General features: G+C 71.5%; 1 protein-coding gene. It reads right to left on the bottom strand.

Going from position 1 to position 1,562, the window contains the following annotated elements; translation table 11 throughout:
• Nucleotides 1-37: 37 nt before the first annotated feature.
• Nucleotides 38-1,462: an IS66 family transposase gene (gene tnpC / locus B207_RS32740; RefSeq protein ID WP_063820888.1), complete on the bottom strand. Its 1,425-nt coding sequence runs from the start codon at nucleotides 1,460-1,462 to the stop codon at nucleotides 38-40.
• Nucleotides 1,463-1,562: the final 100 nt, after the last annotated feature.

Below are 1,562 nucleotides of genomic sequence, written 5' to 3'. Positions count from 1 at the left end.
GTAGCTGTTCAGCTGAGGTCGAGATTGAATGCGCTGTTCAGGCCGGGTGTGTGGTGGGTGGGAGCCACGCGCCGGTGGTGAACAGGCGGGTGAGGGCATCGAGGGTGTCGACGCCCCATTTGCTGGCGGTCGACAGGTAGGACTGCACAACAGCGAAGTCAGCGAGGCCTTGGAGCGTGCGCCAGCAGCCACCGGAGACCCGCTGCTGGATCTTGACGGGGCGGACGTCGCGTTCCGCGAGATTGTTCGAGAACGGGACCGTCAGGTCGGTCGCGAACCGCAGGATCATGTCCTCGTAGCGGCGGAACCGGCGGATCAGAGCCCGGGCGTCGGTGGCCAGCGGGCTTCGTTGCCCGTGGTTGTCGGTCTCACCACGGGCGAGCGCGCCACGGTAATGGTTACGGATCTCCGCGAGGGTGGCCGGGGCCAGGGCATGGTGGCCGGCCGCGCGGGCGACGGTCGCGGCGTGGTGGGCATCGAGCAGGGTGGCTGCCAGCGCGTCGGCCCAGATCTGCCCGGGTGGGTCACCGTCATGAACAGAGCGCAGGTCGCGGAGCAGGTGGGCGCCGCACCAGGCGTGCAGTGCCCCGGTCAGATGCGCGTAGCCGCCGTAGCCGTCGCGGACCAGCACCCCGGTGAACGCCGGCCAGACCCCACCCGCGTCGATCGTGGCCGCCGAACGGTCCCCGACGTGCATCACGGTCAGGTAGTCGGTGCACGCCACGTGCAGGTAGCGCAGGGCACCGTCGGCGCGGGCGGTGGTCTCGTCCGCGTGCGCGACCGGCGCCGCGGCGACCAGCTCCCGGACCCGGGGCAGGAACGCAGCCTCCAGCAGGCGGGCAGCCCGGCCCCGCACGGTAGCGACCCAGCCCGTCGAGACCGCGGCGCCGATCAGGACGGCCAGTACCCGGGCGGCCCGGCGGACCGGCAGGTGCTGGGCGCACACCAGCCACGCCGCCCGCGCGAGCAGGCCCGGCCCGTAGCCGACCCGGCCAGTCACTCCCGTCGGGGCCAGACCGGCAGTCGTCGCCGTGCAGCACGGGCAGACCCGCGCCACGACCTGGTACTCGGTCACGTACGGCCGTGGCGGCGGGGGCGGGACGTCGAACACCTGGTGACGGCGGACCCCGAACACCGGCGCGTCCGCGAGCGGCCCTCCACAGCCGGTACACGACGGCGGATCCAGCACGACGATCTCGTCCGGGTCGGTGACCATGTTCCGGGTCTGGCCGGGCTCACCAGGCTGCTTCCCCCGTCCACGGCCCGACGACGACCGCGACGACCGCGACGGTGCCTTCGTGAACGGGCTGTCCGACGACGGCGGCTTCGACGACGTCGAACTGTCCGCACCAAGCCTGCGTTCGAGTTCAGCGACCCGGGCCGTCAGCCGCTCGATCAGCGCGGCCTGGTCCGCGACCAGGCGCACGAGCTCCTCGTAGCTCGGCTGACCCGCGGACTCCACCCCCACAAACTATCCGATCTTGACCCGCCGGCCGGCAACCAGCCGAACGATCAACAGACAAGATCCGCAAGACACCCGTTCAACCGAGCTGAACAGCTAC

The sequence above is a fragment of the Parafrankia elaeagni genome (genome assembly GCF_000374165.1).
Taxonomy (GTDB): domain Bacteria; phylum Actinomycetota; class Actinomycetes; order Frankiales; family Frankiaceae; genus Parafrankia; species Parafrankia elaeagni.
This window is presented reverse-complemented; position numbering and strand designations above follow the sequence as displayed.